The organism is Streptomyces sp. NBC_01352 (genome assembly GCF_036237295.1).
Taxonomy (GTDB): Bacteria; Actinomycetota; Actinomycetes; order Streptomycetales; family Streptomycetaceae; genus Streptomyces; species Streptomyces plumbiresistens.
This window is the reverse complement of sequence record NZ_CP108354.1, coordinates 10801323-10817844: the sequence shown is the minus strand read 5'-3', so window position 1 is coordinate 10817844 and position 16522 is coordinate 10801323. Positions and strand designations below refer to the sequence as shown.

Genomic DNA, 16522 nt, shown 5'->3' with positions numbered 1-16522 from the left:
GCATGGAACCTCTGCTCGTCGAGCAACGCGGCTGCGTACGATGGCTGCTGCTCAACCGCCCCGGGCGGCGCAATGCCCTCGACGTCCCCCTCATCGAAGCCCTGGACAAACAGATCACCAGCGCCGAGGCCGACCCCGGCACAGCGGTCATCGCCGTGGCAGGCAGGGGGCCGAGCTTCTGCGCCGGCGGGGATTTCCACCAGTTCCTAGAGCTGCACGACAGGGGCGACAACCCGGTCGACTTCCTCGCCGATGTGTCGGCCTGCTTCAGCCGCATCGCGGCCAGCCCGAAACCCTGGGTCGCCGTGCTGCACGGTCACGCCGTCGCCGGGGGCCTCGAACTCGCCCTGGCCTGCGATGTCGTCGTCGCCGCCGACACCACGCTCATCGGCGACGGTCACCTCAAGCGGCGGCTGGTACCGGCCGGCGGGTCCAGCGTCCGGCTTCCGGGCGCGGTCGGACGGGGACTGTCGCGCTGGCTCCTGCTCACCGGCGAACTACTGCCCGCGACCTCTTTCGCGCACACCGGCTGGATCCACGCGATCGTGCCCGAGACCGACCTCGACGCCACCGCCACCCGCATCTGCCGGCAACTGGCCGACCGCAGCAGCCCCGCCCAACAACGGCTCAAGACGCTGCTGCACCGGATCGACGGCGTCGCCCCCGAGCATGCCCTGCGCGAGGAACTGGCCACCTTCGCCGACAACTGGTCGTCGAGCGACGTGGCCGACGCCCTGCGGGCCTTCCTCGCTCCCCGGAACACGAAAGCAGACAACAAGTGAACCGCTACCACGAACGGGTCGTCGCCATCACCGGCGCCGCACAAGGCCTCGGCCTCGCGATGGCGACCCGGTTCGCCGCCGAGGGCGCCACCGTCGTGCTGGCCGACGTCAACGAACAAGCCCTCACCGACGCCGTCGGGACCATCGCCGACGCCCACGACGCGAAACTCCGCGCCGACGTGGTGGACGTGACCGACTCTGCTCAGGTCGACGCTTGGATCGCCGGTGTCACCGCCGATCTCGGCCGCCTCGATGTGCTGGTCAACAACGCCGGCATCATCCGCGACAACCGCGTCGAGGACATCACCGACGACGACTGGCACGCGGTCATCGGTGTCAGCCTCACCGGCGGCTTCCACTGCGCCCGCGCCGCGTTCGACCCCATGAAACGCCAGGGCTACGGACGCATCGTCAGCTTCTCGTCCATGTCGTGGCGCGGGAACTTCGGCCAGACCAACTACGTAGCTGCCAAGGCCGGCATCGTCGGCATGACCCGCACCCTCGCGCTGGAGGGCGCCCGCCACGGCATCACCGCCAACGCCATCGCCCCCGGCCTCATCGAGACACCCATGCTGGCCTCCATGAACGGCCCCGCACGCGAAAAGCTCACGAACAAGGTCCCGATGCGCCACACCGGCACGCCCGAGGACATCGCCGAAGCCGCAGCCTTCCTCGCCAGCGAAGCCGCCGGCTACATCACCGGCATCGTCCTCGACGTGGACGGCGGCATCTCCATCGGATCCTCCATCCGCTGATGGCGAGCCCGGCGGACGAGCAGGTCGTCAGCCGCTGCACGAGCCTTCGTCGCCCGGTCCAGCCCCACCACCGCGGTGGTGGTGGTGACCCCCGAGCGGGGTGGCCCCCACAGCGGTAGACGCCCACGCCTGCTCCGTGCGAGGTGATCGTCGAGAATCAGTCACTCAGCCGACCCGGTCAGCAGTTCCGTATGTACGTAGTGGTCCAGCTAGACGGTCCTTGGGGCCGGGAGGTATTGATGCAGGGTGTGCTCGTCACCGCGTTCGAGGGTCCTGATGCCCTGGTCGTACGAGAGCTTCCGGAGCCGGAGGCCCAAGAGGGCCAGGTTCTCATCGACGTCGAATGGGCGGGCGTGGTATTCCCGGACATCCTGCAGACTCGCGGGGAGTACCAGACGCGTCCAGAACTGCCCTTCGTCCCCGGCTGGGAGATGTCCGGAACGGTCCGCACGGACGGTGCCGGATTCCGCGCCGGTGACCGCGTGGCAGCCCTGCCGGTCACCGGTGGCTTCGCCCAGACGGCCGCTGTCGACGCATCGATGGTCTTTCCACTCCCGGACAACGTCGACACTCGCCGTGGGGCGGCCCTGTCCCTGAACTACCTGACCGCACATTTCGCCCTCATTCACCGGGGTGCTCTCCGCCCCGGCGAGGTGGTCCTCGTCCACGGAGCCGCAGGCGGAGTAGGGAGCGCGGCCTGCCAGCTGGCCGCTGCGTACGGCGCGCGCGTCATCGCCGTCGTGTCCACCGATGAGAAGGCCGAAGTCGCCAGGTCCGCAGGAGCACACGAGGTCGTACCTGTCGGCGGATTTCCCGACGCGGTCAGGACCCTCACCGACGGCCGAGGCGTCGACCTCGTGGTCGACCCCGTCGGCGGGGATCGCTTCCCGGACTCGCTTCGTGCGCTGCGGCACGGCGGGGGACGCCTGCTGGTGCTGGGATTCGCGGGCCGGGGCATCCCCACGGTCAAAGTGAATCGTCTGCTGATGACCAACACCTCGGTGCTCGGAGTCGGGATGGACGAGTACTGGCGGCAGGATCCGGAAGCCGCCCGCGTCTATTGGCACGAACTCTGGCCCTTGCTGACGTCCGGCCGGCTGGACCCGCCCATCTCGTCCGTCTTCCCCCTGGAACAGGCGTCGGCCGCGCTGAAGCACTTGGACCAGCGAAAAGTTGTCGGTCGGACACTGCTGCAGATCCGTGCCTGACGACGCCTCGGAGTCGTCAAGCACACGCGAGCAGAAGACTCCGTGGTTCAGCGGATGGAGGACCCGATGCCGATACCACCGCCGACATCGAGTAGACGCGGTGATGCGGCGCGCGGCCAGTGAACAATGAAGCGTGGCCGCCTCGCGATGCCGGCGATCCGCTGTTGCTGCGGACGTCGTCCACGAGTTCCGACACCCTGTCCTGAACGTCACCCACGGGACACTCCATGCGGGTACGTTAGACGGTACGCTAGTACCCATGTGCAAGGGTCGCGGCTTTCCGGCCCGGACGACCATCCGCCGCTTTCGGCGGAGAGCTCATGGGAGACTGCTGCGGTGACGGCCCAAACTGACTCGCGTGACCGACGCCCGCGCCGCACCGCGCGCAGACGGGTCGTCGACACACGTCGGCGGGACGAACTGCTGCGCCAGGCCGAGGCGATCATCCTGACCGAGGGCTTCACCGCGGTGACCATGGATGAGCTCGCCCAGCGACTGGGGTGCTCCAAGGCGACGCTGTACAGCCTCGCCTCCACGAAGGAACAGCTGGTCCTGGCGGTCACCCGCGTCTTCTTCAGGGATGCGACAGCCGAGATCGAACGGGCGGTCCAGGCAGAGCCCGACCCCAGGCAGCGCATCCGGGTCTACCTCGCCGGCGTCGGCACGGCCATGCGCCGGCATTCCCACGCCTTCTACGACGACATGGTCGGTTACGAACCGACCGCACAGATCTACCGCACGAACTCCGCCGCCGCGGCGCGCCGGGTCCACGAACTGATCGAGGAGGGCGTGCAGACCGGCGCTTTCCGCGCGCTCAACGGTCATTTCGCAGCCCAGGTCGTGGCGGTCACCATCGACGCGGTCCAGTCGGGGGTCCTCCTGGAGAGGACCGGCCTGACCGCCGGCGACGCCTTCTCCGAGCTCGGTGACCTCCTGCTGGACGGGCTCAGTTCGGAGTAGGGCGCATTCGAGCCTCCTTCCACAGCTGTGCGCTCGCCCAGGGACCAGGTCTCGGCGCCCAGGTAAAGCCCGGGGAAGGGGCGCACCTCGCGGATCGTCTCTGCAGGCACCGCTCCCCGTTGGCCGCAACACCTCCGACCGCTGCGGCACCGGACGCCGTACCGAGCGCACATGGACCCTCGCGTACGGACCGACGGACCGACCAGTGGGTGGGTGCTGCACAGTCGACGGACGCGCTCGTTGTCTCTTCGTCGCGCCGACTCGGGGTACAGGGCAGTTGGCCTGGCAGCCCGCGTTGTTTTCCAGCAGCCCTACGACCGCTTTCTCATCGGCGACCGGACGGTGCCCATCCGCCTGTGCCATGCAGCGAGGTCCACAACCGGAGCACGGTGCCGACCGTCGTCCGGGCCACCACCGGCATCGGGCTGGAGGAAAGGCCGCAGGGCCGTCTGGTGGTCAGCCGGTACCGGGCGGGGCCTTGGGCTGTCGGTGGCGGCCGATGAGAAGACGCTGGTTGGGCACACGGGAGCAGTGCTGCTGCGGCGGCTCGCGGACGCTGGAGCCGGCCGGGTCCGCGCGGGTGCTGCGGTTCAACGACGGATCCGCCGTCACCACACAGTCCGTGATCCTGGCCACCGGGGTGTCCTACCGGCGGCTCGCTGCGCCCGGTCTGGAGGCGCTGGCCGGCCGTCGCGTCTTCTACGGCGCGGCCAGGGACCGCCGATCCATGGATAAACCGTCCTCTCCCGTCCCCGCGCGGCCACCCCTACGGTCGAGCTGCGGGCGCTCACCGGCCCGCCGTAACCAAGGAGCGAGACCCGCATGAAGATGACCGGCAACACGATTCTGATCACCGGCGGCACCTCGGGCATCGGCCTCGGTCTGGCCCTGCGTCTGCACGAGGCCGGCAACAAGGTGATCGTCGCCGGCCGGCGCAAGGAACTCCTCGACGAGATCACGGCCGAGCACCCGGGCATCGACGCGCTCGTCCTCGATGTCGCGGACCCCGACTCGATCGCCCGGGCCCGTGAGTCCGTGGCGGCGAGCCACCCGGGGCTGAACGTCCTGGTCAACAACGCCGGCATCATGCTGCGGGAGAACCTCCTCGACCCGGCCGAACTCCAGGTCGCCGAGGATCACGTCACGGTCAATCTGCTCGGCCCGATCCGGATGACGTACGCCTTCCTGCCACTGCTGGTGGGCAAGGACGACGCGGTCGTCATGAACGTCACCTCGGCGCTGGCGTTCGTCCCGTACCAGAGCACTCCGACCTACAGCGCGACCAAGGCCGCGCTGCACTCCTTCTCCGAGAGCCTGCGCATCCAGCTCGCCGGTGCCGACGCCGGCGTCCAGGTGATCGAGGTGGTCCCGCCGGGTGTGCGCACGACCCTGCTGGGCCAGCAGGACAGCGACCAGTCCATGCCGTTGGACGACTTCCTCACCGAGACCTTCGACCTGCTGCGTGAGAAGCCCGACGCGAAGGAGCTGGTCGTCGAGCGCGCCAGTTTCATCCGCGACGCGCAGGCCAACGGCTCCTACGACGACGTCCTCGCCATGATCAGCGGCAGCTGACCGATCCAGTGACCGACGCGGAACAACAGGAAGCGTCTTCGGCTTCACCCCGGTCGTCGCACTGGAGGCGACCGGCTCCGTCCTGAGTGCCGACGGGCACGCGAGCGCCTGTCACACGACGAGCATTGTCGCGGCGTCGCCGGCCAGGAAGACCGGCGTCCTCGACGGGGACCGTCGCCGCAGGCCCTCTTCCATACCGGTGGCCTGCGGCGCACCGCCGACGGTCGGCGCATTCCCCAGCGGGTCATGCAGGTCACGTGACCATCGGGTCGTCTGGCTGCGAGCGTCCTCGGCGTCGGCCGTACGAGCGGCTTCGCGCGCGCAGAAGAGGAGGGCTCAGCCATGGATCGGCGGTCTCTGGATAGCCGGGCGGGATGCGGCGAGGATGGGGGGCATGGACAAGAAGGAACTCGCGGAATTCGTGCGCCGTCGGCGTGAGATGTTGCGCCCCCGCGACGTCGGGCTGGTCGAGGGGGCGCGCAGGCGTACGCAGGGGCTGCGCCGCGAGGAGGTCGCGCAGCTCGCCGGGATGTCCACCGACTACTACGCCCGGCTGGAACAGCAGCGTGCTCCGCAGCCCTCCGTCCAGATCACCGCGGCTCTTGCCCGGGCGCTGCGGCTGACCCTGGACGAGCGCGACCATCTCTTCGCCCTCATCGGCCACAACGCCCCGGCCCGCTTCCACCGCTCCGAACACGTCAGCCCAACGCTGATGCGGGTCCTGGACCGCCTGGACGACACCCCGGCCCTGGTGCAGACCGACCTGCTGGACACCCTCGCGATCAACCCGTTGGCCATCGCACTGCTCGGCGACCCGACCCGCCACACCGGCCTGGCCAGTAGCGGCTACTACCGCTGGTTCATGGACCCGGCCGAACGTCTGGTGTATCCCGAGGAGGTCCACGAACACCACGGCCGCGCCCATGCAGCGCGCCTGCGGGCCGCGCTGACAGCCGGCAGTGACACCCCCCGAGCCGCCCGGATCCTCGCCGAACTCCAGGAACACAGCCCCGAGTTCGTCCGCATGTGGGAACTTCAGGAAGTCGCCCAACGCTACGACGACTGCAAGACCATCCTCCACCCCGAACTCGGCCGCATCGACGTCGACGCCCAGCTCCTGTTCACCGAGAACCGCGCCCAGACCCTGGTGGTGCTGACCACCCGCCCCGGCACGGAGAGCCACAGCAAGCTCGAACTGCTCTCCGTCATAGGACACCAACAGCTCACCTCCTGACGTCCTGGGCCGGGGGACGGATCAAAGCTCGGCACGGGGGATGGGGCCGGACAAGGGCACCTTGCAGCGGTGCAGGCTGAACCGGACGACCCTGCTGCACGTTCCTGCCTGTCCCGGCATCTATGCCTACGGGCGTCCCCGGGGCAACCCGCGGCAGCCCCGTCAGGAGCACCGGTGATGCATGCGGGCCACGGTTCAGGACGCCCGAAGTCGTCGGACCGGCAGCGCGGCACCGCGCCGACTCATCTCCGTACGGCTTTTGCGCTGCGCTCTACGGCCCAATATGTCGGTCCCCTGCGAGGTCCGGGCTCCGCGCTCAGGCCGCCCATTTGACCGGACGCCGCCTCCGTTTTACGCTCGAGTGCATACGGAGGCGGCATCCGCTTTGATGTGGCCGCACGATCACGGCAGGCAGGAGGGCACATGAGCGCCGGTGAACAGCGAGGACGCAAGCCCCGCGCGGACGTCCAGCGCAACCGCGCTGCCCTCCTGGAGACCGCGCAGCGTCACTTCCTGCAGCACGGAGTCGGCACCTCCCTGGAGGCGGTGGCCAAGGAGGCGGGCGTCGGGCCCGGCACCCTGTACCGGCACTTCCCCACCCGGGAGGCGCTGCTGGCGGCCGTGCTGCAGACCCGCTCGCAGGAGCTGGTGGCCCGCCAGGCGGACATCGAGCAGCTCGGCGACCCTGCCGAGGCGCTGGAGCAGTGGCTGCGCGCGATGGAGGAGTACTTCAGCGCCTTCAGCGGGCTGCCGGACCCGCTCATGGCCGCGGCCCGGGCGCAGGAGCCGGACAACCCGCTCACCATCCCCTGCGGCATCCTCATCTCCGCCACCGATCAGTACGTGCGGGCCGCGCAGCTCGCCGGGCGGGTGCGCGCGTCGGTGCGCGGGAACGACCTGTTCCTCGCGGCCTGCTCCATCGCCTGGATCAAGGGCACCGGCACCGAGGAGGAGTCGCTCGACCGGCTCCGCACCCTCATCGCGAGCGGCTACAGCCAGCCGGACACCCAGGCGTAAACCGCCAGACACCCCACACCCCGCCCGGACCCCCGCAACGCCAGGCCGCACCACCACCCGGCCATCACATCGCGCTGCCCTCAGGGACGGCACAACCCCCCAAGGAACAAATCATGAAAATTACTGTCATAGGCGCCGGTGCCATCGGCGGGAACCTCGCCGCCAAGCTCAGCACGGCCGGTCACGACGTCCAGGTGGCCGACGCCCGCGGCCCCGAAACCGTCCGGGCCGAAGTGCTGGAGTCCGGGGCCCGCACGGTGGACCTCTCCGACGCCGCCGTCCAGGGCCGGGACGTCATCATCCTGTCGATCCCGTTCGGAGTGGCAGGGAAGCTGGCGGACCTGTTCGCGTCGGTGCCCGACGAGACGGTGGTCATCGACACCGCGAACTACTACCCCGGCATGCTCAGCGAGCCGATCGAGGCGGTGGACAACGGCCAGGTGGAGAGCGTGTACACCGCCGAGCAGCTCGGCCGCCCCGTCATCAAGGCGTGGAACGCCGCCCTGGCCGAAACCCAGCGGACCAAGGGCGTCCCGGCCGGAACCCCCGGCCGCCTCGCCATCCCCGTCGCCGGCGACTCCGACACGGCGCGGAAGGTGGCCATGAGCCTGGTGGACGACACCGGCTTCGACCCCTACGACACCGGCACACTGGCCGACTCCTGGCGCCAGCAGCCCAACAGCCCCGCCTACTGCACCGAACTGACCCTCGACGAGCTGCCGGCGGCCCTGGCCGCGGCCGACCGCACCAAGGACGCGGCCATCCGCGACAGCCTCCCGGAACGCTTCGCCGCCCTCGGTGCCAACCCCACCGTCGACGACGTCGTCGAGATGAACCGCGCCGCCCACCGCTGAGACACCCGACACGGCCCTCGTGCACGCAACGACACGAGAGCGGCAGCGCCGGCACGCCACGAACACACACGACGAACACGAAGAGCGCACAGTCCCCCGCACTGCAATCCCGCAGCCTCGGCACGCCACTGCCTGCGAGCATCCGCAAGCCTGCCGACACCCGCAGGGGCGCATCCCGCACCCGGCCCTTACGCCGACCGCCTCCTTGCCTGGCCTGTCGTACTGCGCTGCGCGACGGCCGCCGTGGCGGCGACTGCGCGCCATGGAGAGGAACCGCCTTGCCCGGCACCGCATCACCCTTCACCGACATCGCACGCTCCCGACGCTCCCCCCGGCAGTTCCTGCCCACCGCCTTGTCCCCTTCGGACATCCGCGGCGTGCTGGAAGACGCACAGACGGCCCCCTCGAACAGCAACACCCAGCCGTGGACGGTGCACGTCGTCTCGGGTGCGGCGCGGGACGCCCTGGCCAAAGAGCTACTCCGGGCCGAGGAGGAGGGACGGACCTCCCCTGATTTCACCGATGGCTACGGCGAGGGCCTCTACCTCGAGCGGTCGCAGGCCCTGGGCGCGAGTGTCTACCGGGCCCTGGGTGTCGAGCGCTCGGACCGGGACGGCAGGAGGGCGGCGGTCCGCGAGAACCTGGAGTTCTACGGCGCCCCCCATGCCGCTTTCCTGTTCCTGCCGGCGCTCGGAGACGGGGTACGGACGGCCGGCGACATCGGCATGTACGCGCAGAACTTCCTGCTCTCGCTGGCGGCCCGGGGGCTGGCCGGCATCCCGCAGACCATCCTCGGCGTCTACGCCGACACCGTCCGCGAGTTCCTGGGTGTCCCCGCGGAGCTCAAGCTGCTGTTCGGTATCTCCTTCGGCATGGCTGACCCGGCGGCACCGGTGAACACGCTCCGCACAGAGCGGGTTCCGCTGCAGCGGAGCGTGGTCCTGCATGACACCCCGGGAGTCCTCGACAGGCAGTAGTTCCTCCGCCCGCAGGAACCAGCCGGCGCCGAGCCCGGGCCGGCATTCGTCCGGCCCGGGCTCGGCACCCACACGGCTTTTGACAATTCGGATGGTGCCTCCGTATTCCCGGAAAGCAAACGGAGGAATATTCCGTTTTTCATCACCTGGTCTCGAGAAGTACCGTGACAAGCCGACAGATGGTCCTGGGCATGCAGTTCAGCGGCGGACGCGGGGCCGCACCCGGGGCCTGGCGGCTGCCGGGTGCGAACCTGAACAGCTACACGGACATGGACCAGTTCGCGCGTTACGCGCAGGCCGCCGAGCGCGGCAAGGTCCAGCTGCTGTTCATCGCGGACACCCCGGTCCTGGACGTCGACCTCGAGCACCATGCCCCGCACCACATGATCGACCCGCTGCTGATCCTTACCGTCCTCGCGCGCGAGACCGAGCGGATCGGCCTGGTCACCACCGCCTCCACCCCTTTCACCGAGCCCTACAATCTCGCCCGCCAGTTCAAGGCCCTGGACGTGATCAGCCACGGCCGGGCCGGCTGGAACGCGGTGACCACCTCCGACCCCGCCGCCGCGGCGAACTTCGGCGCGACGATCCCACCGCGCGCGGAGAAGTACGAGCGTGCCCACGGGGTCATCCAGATCGTGCAAGGGCTGTGGGGCAGTTGGGAGAGGGACGCCTGGCTTCTCGATGTCGACGGCAAGCGGTTCGCCGACATGGACAAGATCCAGCTGGTCAACCTGCAGGGCAAGCACGCCGCCTCCCGCGGCCCGCTGCCCATCCCCCCGTCCGAGCAGGGCCAGCCGGTCATCTTCCAGGCAGGCGGCGGCAGTTACGGCCTGGAACTCGCGGGCCGTTACGCCAGCGGCGTCTACGCCAACCCGTACACCATCGAGGACGCCCGAGCCCAGCGCCAGGCCCTGCGGGACGCCGCCAAGCGCGCCGGACGCGACCCGGACGAGGTGAAGATGCTCGCCGGCTTCATGCCGACCATCGCTCCCTCCCGCCAGGCCGCCCTTCAGCGGCGCCGCTTCCTGGACGAGGTCGTCGACCTGAACCAACGCGTGCGCTACCTCGGCGCCATGATCGGCCTCCCGCTCGGCCCCGCCCAGCTGGACGAGCCCCTGACCGCGGACCAGCTCGCCGACGCCACACCCAGCCCGCACGACCCGCGCTCCGCCCGCGCCCTCGAAGTGGCCCGGGAAGGCTGGACCCTGCGCGACGTGCTCGCCCACGGCGTCATCGACTACCACCCGGTGGTCGCCGGCACCGCCGCCGACGCGGCCGACCACATGCAGCAGTGGTTCGAGGCGGGGGCCTGCGACGGCTTCTCGATCGCCATCGACAGCTACCACGACGGCTTCGACTCCTTCGTCGACCAGGTCGTCCCGATCCTGCAGGAACGCGGCCTGTTCCACGACGACTACGTAGGCCCCACCCTGCGCGAGAACCTCGGCGCCCACGAGCAGTACGGCCTCGACCCGCGCCTCACGAAGCCGGCCCGGTCATGACCACCACCACGCAGCCCACCACGGTCCAGACGTCCGGCACCGCAACCCCGCAGGCGTCCCGCGACGCCATGGCAGCCGGCGCCGCCATCGACATCAGACATTGGGACGTGCAGCGCAGGTGAGCGGTGTCGTCACCCTCTTGCGCCACCATCGTCGACCTCGACCGGGACTCCCCGATCCTCACTACCCTTCCGGTAGAGCTGTCGAGCTGCACGCTCGCATCCTCAGCCCGTCGCACCACTCTCCGACCCCTGGAGAAGGCAGCGGGACGCCCGCAGCATCACCGAACTCATCCACCTGCGCGCGCTCGCCCTGCACGGGGTGCGCAGTGGGGCGGAGGTTCCCCCCAACCGGCTGCTCGCCGCCATGGCCGCCGCGCTCACCCCGCCCGGCGAGCGGACCGTCATCGAAGCCGCGCCCGAGGCGATCGCCGCGTTCCTGACCCGTCCGGAACCTGAGGCATCAGCGCGCGGACGGCGGCCCCCTCACCGAGGACGGACCGCACACCGTCGCCGATGTCGCCGATGTCCCGCACTGACACTGCAACGCCTGCTCGGAGCCCGCCCCGGCCGCACCTCTACGAGCGCGCCCTGGCCGCGATACCTCCGTCGTCGATCCCACCGGCGGACCTCGCCAACGCACACGCCCGCAACACCCAGCACCTGGAGCGTCGGCCGGCCGAGCCGATGGGCGAGCAAGTGTGGCCAAAGTCGGGCCTCGGTGCCCTCACCGGCCAGGAAGAGCTTCAGCGCCAGGTCTCCCGCCTGGAGCATGCGAACACTGAGCTGTTGGCGCGGCTGGAGGAGAGGGACGCGGAGCCGGAGGCCGACCGGGCGGCCAACGGCGAGCCGATCCGGGCCCTGAACCAGAACGGAGCCGCGCAAGGCGCGCTCCGGCGGGCGCCTCCCGCTTCGACCGCCGTCCCGAGGAGGCCGACGCGACCACAATCGATCTTGTGCCACCCGAGCGGCAGCAAATACTTGGCCAGCCACGTGAATACTTGGCCAGCCACACGTTTGCTGTTACCTTGATTATGTGTCCAGCCACCTAACTGGGTGGTGACACGAAAGGAGTCGTCATGAAAGCCATCCTGTTCGACCGCTTCGGAGGCACGGAAGTGCTGCGTGAGGCGGACATCGAGGTCCCGCAGCCCGGCCCCGGGCAGGTCCGCGTCCGCGTCAAGGCCGCCGGGCTGAATGCGCTGGACGGCAAGATCCGCTCCGGGACACTGGAGGCCGTGTTCCCCACGCCGCTCCCCTCCGTCCCCGGTGGCGAGCTCGCCGGCGTGGTGGACGCCCTGGGTGAGGGCGTGCAGGACGTGCAGGTGGGCGACGAGGTGCTGGGCTGGTCGGACACCGGCTCGTACGCCCAGTACGCGCTGGCCACCACCGTGGCCCCCAAGCCCGCCGGCCTCGACTGGCAGCACGCGGTCGCGCTACCGGTGGCCGGCACGACGGCCGAGCGCGTCCTGGACCTGCTCGGCGTCGTCGCCGGGGAGACCGTACTGATGCACGGCGCTGCCGGAGCCGTCGGCACTCTGGCGGTCCAGCTCGCCACGGCCCGCGGAGCGCGTGTCATCGGCACCGCCGGCGCCGCGAACCAGGACTACCTCGCCTCACTCGGCGCCACCGCGACCCTCTACGGCGAGGGCCTGGTGAAGCGGGTCCGGGCGCTCGCCCCCGACGGCGTGGACGCGGTGTTCGACCTGGCCGGGAAGGGAGCCCTGGAGGACTCCATCACCCTGCGCGGCGGCACCGAGCGCATCGTCACCATCGCCGACCTCCGGGCGCACCAGCTCGGCATCACCTTCTCCAGCAGTCCACGGGAACGCTCCGCCGACGGCCTGGCCGTACTGGCCCAGGACGCCGCGACCGGCAAGGTCGTCACCACCGTCACCGCCTACCCGCTCGCCGAGGCCGCCACGGCCCAGCAGCTCAGCGACGCCGGGCATGTCCGGGGCAAGCTCGTCCTCACCGTCGACTGATCACGCCGGCCTCTCCTTCCGCCACGCCCCGCCTTCCCAAGCCACCACATGTTCATCACCGCCCGAAGGACCATTCATGCTGAACTCCCTGTGGACACCGACCACCGTCGGTGACATGTCCCTCCAGCACCGCCTGGTCATGGCCCCCATGACCCGTGACCGCTCCACACCCGAAGGCGTACCGACCGAGCTGAACGCCGAGTACTACGCCCAGCGGGCCTCGCACGCACTCATCATCACCGAGGGAACCCAGCCCTCCGCCGACGGCCAGGGCTACCTCCTCACTCCCGGCATCCACAATGACGAGCAGATCGCCGGGTGGCGCAAGGTCACCGACGCCGTGCACGCGGCCGACGGTCGGATCGTCATCCAGCTGATGCACACCGGACGCATCTCCCACCCCGACAACACTCCACACGGGCGCCAGCCGGTCGCCCCTTCGGCGATCCGGCCGGAAGGCGCGATGTTCACCGCGTCCGGGCCCCAGGAGATGCCGACCCCCCGGGCTCTGTCGACGCAGGAGATCGCGGCGACCGTCGACGACTTCCGCCGCGCCGCAGCGGCTGCCGTCGCGGCGGGCGCCGACGGCGTGGAGATCCACGGCGCCAACGGCTACCTGCTGCACCAGTTCCTGTCCGACAACACCAACCAGCGCACCGACCGCTACGGCGGCTCCCTCGACAACCGCATCCGCTTCGCCGTCGAGGTCGCCGCTGCCGTGGCCGGCGAGATCGGCGCCGACCGCACCGGCCTGCGTATCTCCCCCGGCAACCCCTTCAACGACATCGCCGAGTCCGACACCGCCGAGCTGTACCCGGCGCTTGTGCGCGCCCTCAGTCCTCTCGGTCTCGCCTACCTGCACGTGATGCACGCGGGCGACGACGCTCTGCTGGGCACCCTGCGCGCGCTGTGGCCGACCGCGCTGATCCTCAACCGGGCCGGCACCGACCTGCCCACCCGCGCCAAGGACATCGACCACGGCACGGCCGACCTTGTTTCGGTCGGCGCCCTCGCGCTCGCCAACCCGGACCTGGTCGAGCGGCTACGCTCTGATGCGCCGCTGAACACCCCCGACCCGGCGACCTTCTACGGCGGCGGAGTGGCCGGCTACACGGACTACCCCACCTACACCGTCTGAGGAACCGCCCATGCCTGCCCCCACACCTCGCATCCCCTCTACGGCCGGCGAGGGGCCGATGAGCTACGCGATCTACCAGCTCGCCCGCGCTCACCGCGCCCGCGCCGCCGCCATACTCCGCGAGATGGACCTGCATCCCGGACAGGAACTGCTGCTGATGCACCTCCTCGACCGGGACGGCCAGACCCAGTCCGAGCTGCTCGAAAGCGTCGAGGTGGACCACTCCACCATCTCCAAGGCACTACGCCGCATGCAGGACGCCGGCCTGCTCGTCCGCGAGCCGGCCGCACACGACCGGCGCGTCATGGTCGTCCACCTCACCGACAAAGGCCGGGCCATGCGCGAGCCCATCGCAGCCATGTGGCGGGCCCTGGAGGAGACCTCCGCGCTGAACCTGTCGGTGCAGCAGGCAGAGTCCTTCGTCCGCACCGCCTACGCCATCGCCGACGCGATCAACAGCCGCGCCCTTCCGCGGGAAGAGTCCGAGTAACTCCCCTCGCCCTGCACCCCGGTTCCGCCCTGGAGTGCGAATCATTTCCGGCGTTCCCGCGAAATGGACAGTGCCGCAGCGCACTCGGCTCACGAAGGCCCGTGCTGAACGGAGCCAGGCTCCCAGACTGTCGGAAGAAGCCCGGTGAGCCGAGCCGGCGGATCTGGCGGGGCCCCGCTCACCCCCGTACGTGAGGCAGAACGGGGGTGAGCGGGCCTCAGCGTCAGGGGCAAGCGCGAGCTGTCCCGGTGCAGGCAGGCCGAACTCGTCCGAGGGAAAGGGCAATACCCCTCCCACGGGGATGTCGAGCCCTTCCCCGTCGCCAACCGGCTGTACATCGCGGACCGCCGCACCACCCGCCTCTGCTCCGGATCACCTTCGACCTCGGCCAGCTCCCGAAGGCCGGCGGTGACTCGCGCCCCGCGCCGCGGACCCGCCCACCACGGACCCGCCCACTGAGCGACCGGATCGACGGCGCCCACGTACGGCCACCACTCCCCCGCCCACCCCATCCCCCACCACTGACCTGATGGAAGTGAGACACCCATGACCACCACCCTCCCCGTCCTCGTCGTCGGCGCGACCGGCTCCCTCGGGGGCAAGGTCGTTGACGAACTGCTCAAGCGCGGTAAGAACGTCCGCGCGCTGGTCCGGCCGACCACCGACGCGAGCAGGCTCGAAACCCGGGGTGTCGAGATCGCCCGCGGCGACATGCTCGACCTCGACTCCCTTGTCGCCGCCATGAACGGTGCCGATGCCGTCATCACCACCGCCGCCGGCTACACCCGCGGCGGCAAGAACGCGAACGACATCGACACCGTCGGCAACGCCAACCTCGCCGAGGCCGCCCACCGCACCGGCATCCGGCGGTTCGTCCTGACGAGCATCCTCACCAGCGACCAGACGCCCCAAGTCCCGCACTTCTGGCACAAGAAGATCGCCGAGGACAAGCTCGAACAGCTCGGCGTCCCGTTCGTCGCACTGCGCCCGGGGGCCTTTCTCGACCAGATCGCGACCATGGCGGGCGACCCGATCGACAAGGGCCGCCTGATCTGGATGGCCAAGAGCACCGTCCCGCTGACCTTCGTCCACACCTCCGATCTCGCGGTGTACCTGGCGGCCGCCGTCGACGCCGAGGCCGACAACGGTGAGCGCATCGACATCGGCTGGGACCGTCCGGTCAGCATGCGCGAGATGGCCGACCTGATGGGCAGCCGGGCCGGAAAGAAGATCAAGGTGTGGGCCGTCCCCTCCGCCGTCGTCCGCGCCGCAGGAGCCGTCCTCGGCCGCTTCATGCCCCTGGTCAAGGACATGGCAGCGATGTTCGCCTGGTTCGACAGCGGCCGCTACGTCGCCGACCCCCGCCGCCAGGAGCAGCTGTTCGGCCCCGTCCCCACGGCCGAAGAGGCCCTCGCCCGCTACACCGACGAACTGGGAACGGCGCAGCACCGGTGACCGGCCCGCATCCCGATCCCGCCGCCCGGGCGGGGGCCAACCGATGAGCGCAGGAACCGCAGTGACAGATCGCCATACGTTCCTACCGCACCCGGAATAGGAACCTGCCGGGCCGGCCGCAGCCAGGCCACCTGAACCGGCGCTGAGCTGGATGAAGCCCCCTCGGCAAGCCTCGCACCACAGTCGCTGCCCCAGAGAATCGACCCTCATGCGGATCTGCATCGATTCTCCCGTGCTCGCCGTGGAGATCCACGACAGGAACAACACGGCGCAGGATGCGAGCAATTGCCATTCTCGAAGGTATGCGTGTCGTCAAGGGTGGTACTTGTGTGGGCAGTTGGCGGTTCCGGGCGGCGCCGACCGGCTCACAATCTACGGGTGGTGACGACGAGGCGTGAGTGTGGTCGCTGTGCGGTTGTGGGTGTCGCTGGTCTGCCGACCGTGATGCGGGAGGGCAGGGGCCGTTTTTTCCCGGCTGCCGGTCATTGAGCCCGTGTACTTTGAAATTGCTGGTCGGTGCCTGGTGTGATGGCTATGCCCTGGTGCTCATGCTGGTCAGGGCCGGCTGTCCAAGCTGTCGATCATCCGTCA

Annotated in this window: 16 protein-coding genes; 15 read left to right on the top strand and 1 reads right to left on the bottom strand. The window is 69.9% G+C overall.

Annotation, left to right across the window (positions count from 1 at the left end; genetic code table 11):
- The first annotated feature begins 2 nt into the window (after positions 1-2).
- From OG252_RS49685 to OG252_RS49670, 4 genes are all read left to right on the top strand, one after another.
- The gene (locus tag OG252_RS49685) at positions 3-782 is read left to right on the top strand and encodes an enoyl-CoA hydratase/isomerase family protein (RefSeq protein WP_329344761.1); all 780 of its coding nucleotides are present in this window, start codon (positions 3-5) and stop codon (positions 780-782) included.
- Entirely contained in the window at positions 779-1537 is a 759-nt protein-coding gene (locus tag OG252_RS49680; protein WP_329344759.1) for an SDR family oxidoreductase, read from the top strand. The genes OG252_RS49685 and OG252_RS49680 overlap by 4 nt, the downstream gene beginning before the upstream one ends.
- A gap of 239 nt (positions 1538-1776) precedes the next feature.
- Positions 1777-2745, top strand: coding sequence for an NADPH:quinone oxidoreductase family protein (locus tag OG252_RS49675; protein ID WP_329344757.1), 969 nt, complete (start codon positions 1777-1779; stop codon positions 2743-2745).
- Positions 2746-3081: 336 nt separating this feature from the next.
- Positions 3082-3705 carry a TetR/AcrR family transcriptional regulator gene (locus OG252_RS49670; RefSeq protein ID WP_266447031.1) on the top strand — a complete coding sequence of 208 codons (624 nt, stop codon included), beginning with the start codon at positions 3082-3084 and terminating at the stop codon, positions 3703-3705.
- A 456-nt stretch (positions 3706-4161) separates the two neighbouring features.
- Here OG252_RS49670 and OG252_RS49665 read toward each other — a convergent pair whose 3' ends face one another.
- The gene (locus OG252_RS49665; protein ID WP_266447030.1) at positions 4162-4341 is read right to left on the bottom strand and encodes a hypothetical protein; all 180 of its coding nucleotides are present in this window, start codon (positions 4339-4341) and stop codon (positions 4162-4164) included.
- 186 nt (positions 4342-4527) lie between these two features.
- On the opposite strand from OG252_RS49665, the gene OG252_RS49660 reads away from it, so the two are divergent.
- The 11 genes from OG252_RS49660 to OG252_RS49610 all read left to right on the top strand — a co-directional run bounded on the left by OG252_RS49660 (position 4528) and on the right by OG252_RS49610 (position 15931).
- The gene (locus tag OG252_RS49660; protein WP_329344756.1) at positions 4528-5277 is read left to right on the top strand and encodes an SDR family oxidoreductase; all 750 of its coding nucleotides are present in this window, start codon (positions 4528-4530) and stop codon (positions 5275-5277) included.
- Between the two features lie 394 nt (positions 5278-5671).
- Positions 5672-6511, top strand: coding sequence for a helix-turn-helix transcriptional regulator (locus OG252_RS49655; protein ID WP_329344754.1), 840 nt, complete (start codon positions 5672-5674; stop codon positions 6509-6511).
- A 423-nt stretch (positions 6512-6934) separates the two neighbouring features.
- A complete protein-coding gene (locus tag OG252_RS49650; protein ID WP_329344752.1) occupies positions 6935-7528 on the top strand; it encodes a TetR/AcrR family transcriptional regulator in 594 nt (197 codons plus the stop codon).
- A gap of 113 nt (positions 7529-7641) precedes the next feature.
- Entirely contained in the window at positions 7642-8382 is a 741-nt protein-coding gene (locus OG252_RS49645) for an NADPH-dependent F420 reductase (protein ID WP_329336594.1), read from the top strand.
- Between the two features lie 278 nt (positions 8383-8660).
- Positions 8661-9359 carry a nitroreductase gene (locus OG252_RS49640; RefSeq protein WP_329344750.1) on the top strand — a complete coding sequence of 233 codons (699 nt, stop codon included), beginning with the start codon at positions 8661-8663 and terminating at the stop codon, positions 9357-9359.
- Positions 9360-9523: 164 nt separating this feature from the next.
- Positions 9524-10864, top strand: coding sequence for an NtaA/DmoA family FMN-dependent monooxygenase (locus OG252_RS49635; RefSeq protein ID WP_329344748.1), 1341 nt, complete (start codon positions 9524-9526; stop codon positions 10862-10864).
- Positions 10861-10986 carry a hypothetical protein gene (locus tag OG252_RS49630; RefSeq protein ID WP_329344746.1) on the top strand — a complete coding sequence of 42 codons (126 nt, stop codon included), beginning with the start codon at positions 10861-10863 and terminating at the stop codon, positions 10984-10986. The genes OG252_RS49635 and OG252_RS49630 overlap by 4 nt, the downstream gene beginning before the upstream one ends.
- A gap of 956 nt (positions 10987-11942) precedes the next feature.
- Entirely contained in the window at positions 11943-12848 is a 906-nt protein-coding gene (locus OG252_RS49625) for an NADP-dependent oxidoreductase (RefSeq protein ID WP_266447017.1), read from the top strand.
- Positions 12849-12924: 76 nt separating this feature from the next.
- On the top strand, positions 12925-13986 hold the full coding sequence (locus OG252_RS49620; RefSeq protein WP_266447015.1) for an alkene reductase: 1062 nt from the start codon (positions 12925-12927) through the stop codon (positions 13984-13986).
- 10 nt (positions 13987-13996) lie between these two features.
- Positions 13997-14476, top strand: coding sequence for a MarR family winged helix-turn-helix transcriptional regulator (locus OG252_RS49615; protein ID WP_266447013.1), 480 nt, complete (start codon positions 13997-13999; stop codon positions 14474-14476).
- Between the two features lie 546 nt (positions 14477-15022).
- Entirely contained in the window at positions 15023-15931 is a 909-nt protein-coding gene (locus OG252_RS49610; protein ID WP_266447011.1) for an SDR family oxidoreductase, read from the top strand.
- Positions 15932-16522: the final 591 nt, after the last annotated feature.

Coding starts and splice junctions, on each gene's coding strand:
- OG252_RS49685 (WP_329344761.1), top strand. CDS start 3: ATGGAACCTCTGCTCGTCGAGCAACGCGGCTGCGTACGATGGCTGCTG.
- OG252_RS49675 (WP_329344757.1), top strand. CDS start 1,777: ATGCAGGGTGTGCTCGTCACCGCGTTCGAGGGTCCTGATGCCCTGGTC.
- OG252_RS49660 (WP_329344756.1), top strand. CDS start 4,528: ATGAAGATGACCGGCAACACGATTCTGATCACCGGCGGCACCTCGGGC.
- OG252_RS49655 (WP_329344754.1), top strand. CDS start 5,672: ATGGACAAGAAGGAACTCGCGGAATTCGTGCGCCGTCGGCGTGAGATG.
- OG252_RS49650 (WP_329344752.1), top strand. CDS start 6,935: ATGAGCGCCGGTGAACAGCGAGGACGCAAGCCCCGCGCGGACGTCCAG.
- OG252_RS49645 (WP_329336594.1), top strand. CDS start 7,642: ATGAAAATTACTGTCATAGGCGCCGGTGCCATCGGCGGGAACCTCGCC.
- OG252_RS49630 (WP_329344746.1), top strand. CDS start 10,861: ATGACCACCACCACGCAGCCCACCACGGTCCAGACGTCCGGCACCGCA.
- OG252_RS49625 (WP_266447017.1), top strand. CDS start 11,943: ATGAAAGCCATCCTGTTCGACCGCTTCGGAGGCACGGAAGTGCTGCGT.
- OG252_RS49620 (WP_266447015.1), top strand. CDS start 12,925: ATGCTGAACTCCCTGTGGACACCGACCACCGTCGGTGACATGTCCCTC.
- OG252_RS49615 (WP_266447013.1), top strand. CDS start 13,997: ATGCCTGCCCCCACACCTCGCATCCCCTCTACGGCCGGCGAGGGGCCG.
- OG252_RS49610 (WP_266447011.1), top strand. CDS start 15,023: ATGACCACCACCCTCCCCGTCCTCGTCGTCGGCGCGACCGGCTCCCTC.